This is a genomic window from Ornithinibacter sp. (assembly GCF_035443565.1).
Classification (GTDB): domain Bacteria; phylum Actinomycetota; class Actinomycetes; order Actinomycetales; family Dermatophilaceae; genus Fodinibacter.
The window spans coordinates 1-1,693 of sequence record NZ_DAORSO010000317.1 but is presented as its reverse complement, the minus strand read 5'-3'; the positions used below and the strand labels follow the sequence as shown (position 1 = coordinate 1,693).

Genomic DNA, 1,693 nt, shown 5'->3' with positions numbered 1-1,693 from the left:
GGAATCAATTACGCTGTTCTGGAGCCCTTGGGGCTCTAAGGATAGCGGATGTAGCAAAATAAAAATCGCCAAGGTGAAAGCCTGCTGTTACAGCACTTTCACCTTGGCGATCTATTGTTTTATGGATTTTGCGACTAATGTAAAAAAAAAAAAGAAAAAGCGCCCCATACTGCTGAAATAGCAGTAAAATATAGTCACTACAAAATATTAAGGAGGTCGCTTTTTCTATGAACAGAATAACACAATTATCCATTTTTGAAAATAACCAGCTCGGGGATTTAGAGAAATTAAATGACGTGCTGAATGCATTGCCGGACGAGAAACTCATCGCCCTTTTGGAAGAAGAACGTGGGAAGGGGCGGAATGATTATCCTGTGTTCACCATGTGGCGGGCTTTCCTTGCCAGTTTCGTGTTCCAACACCCCACAGTTGCAGCTTTGATCCGGGAACTGAAGCGCAACAGCCAACTCCGGGAGGTATGCGGATTCCAAACTCGGATCATCCGTACGAAAAAAGGGTCTTATCGTTATCAGTTGGCTCCCACGGAAGCCGCTTTCTCCCGTTTCGTAAAGAAACTGTTGCAGCACCAAGGTTTGCTGGATGTTATGTTCCACGAGCTAGTGGACGAGATGTACGTCTCCCTAGATGGGTTTGGCGAAATCCTCGCTCTAGATGGGAAAATCATTCCCTCCTACGCGAAAGGGCCCAATCAGAATAAACAAGAAGACGGCAGAAGGGACACTGAGGCGAACTTTACCATCAAACAATACACCACTACTACACCTTCAGGAGAGAAAGTGACGAACAAGAAGAAGTGGTTCGGCTATCGATTGCATTTGATCATCGATGCCACTTATGAACTGCCGATTGGCTATGAACTTACAAAGGCTTCGGAAGGCGAGCCTACGGTCGCGAAAAGACTAATAAAGGCATTGCCGGATGCTCAATTGAAAAGCTGCAACTATCTTCTTGCAGACAGAGGGTATGACGGAGGCCCCCTGCTGGATGAAATTGAATCGAGAGACATTATTCCGATTATCGATATTAAGAACCAGTGGAAAAAAGAGGGACCTACTAAACAATACCGTGATACCGATTTGACCTATACTTATAACGGGAAAGTTTTCTATGTCGATGAAAGAGGACAGGAAGTGGCGTTGGTTTACAAAGGCTATGATAGTGCGACTGATTCCCTTCGTTACGGATTCAAACCGCAACACCAGGATTCCCGTATTTTCAGAATCAAACGGGAGGATAATCGGCGTGTTTTCAATAAAGTAGCGCGTAATAGCCACAAATTCAAGCGGCTGTACAAGAAGCGGACTGCGATTGAACGGGTGAATGGGCGTCTTGATCGTGATTTCTTGTTTGAGCAACATACTATACGGGGTGAAAAGAAAATGAACCTTTTCGTAACCATGGCTTTTCTGGTCATGTTGGCATTCGCTAAACGGAATATCCAAAAAAATGAGTTGGGTCATTTGAATGCTTGGGTAGCGTAACCTCTAAAAAATAGAATATCCGTACGTTTCTTTGTCATGCCTTCGTATGAAAAAAACAGAATCCTGCTTATGCCCACACATACTGATCGGTATTAAGAGGCCCATATTCTGCATATTTGCGACTGAAAAAGCCATCGGCTTTGTTTTTTCTCTTTCAATTCTACAAAAAAAGCGAACAGCGTAATTGATTC

The 1,693-nt window shown here is 43.8% G+C and carries 2 protein-coding genes; both read left to right on the top strand.

What is annotated here, in order from left to right:
• Positions 1 to 181, top strand: a 181-nt coding sequence (locus PLL68_RS14850; RefSeq protein WP_324535411.1) for a hypothetical protein, incomplete at its 5' end; no start/stop codon positions are given.
• A gap of 46 nt (positions 182 to 227) precedes the next feature.
• Positions 228 to 1,502, top strand: coding sequence for a transposase (locus PLL68_RS14845; RefSeq protein ID WP_068562705.1), 1,275 nt, complete (start codon positions 228 to 230; stop codon positions 1,500 to 1,502).
• The last annotated feature ends 191 nt before the right edge of the window (positions 1,503 to 1,693 follow it).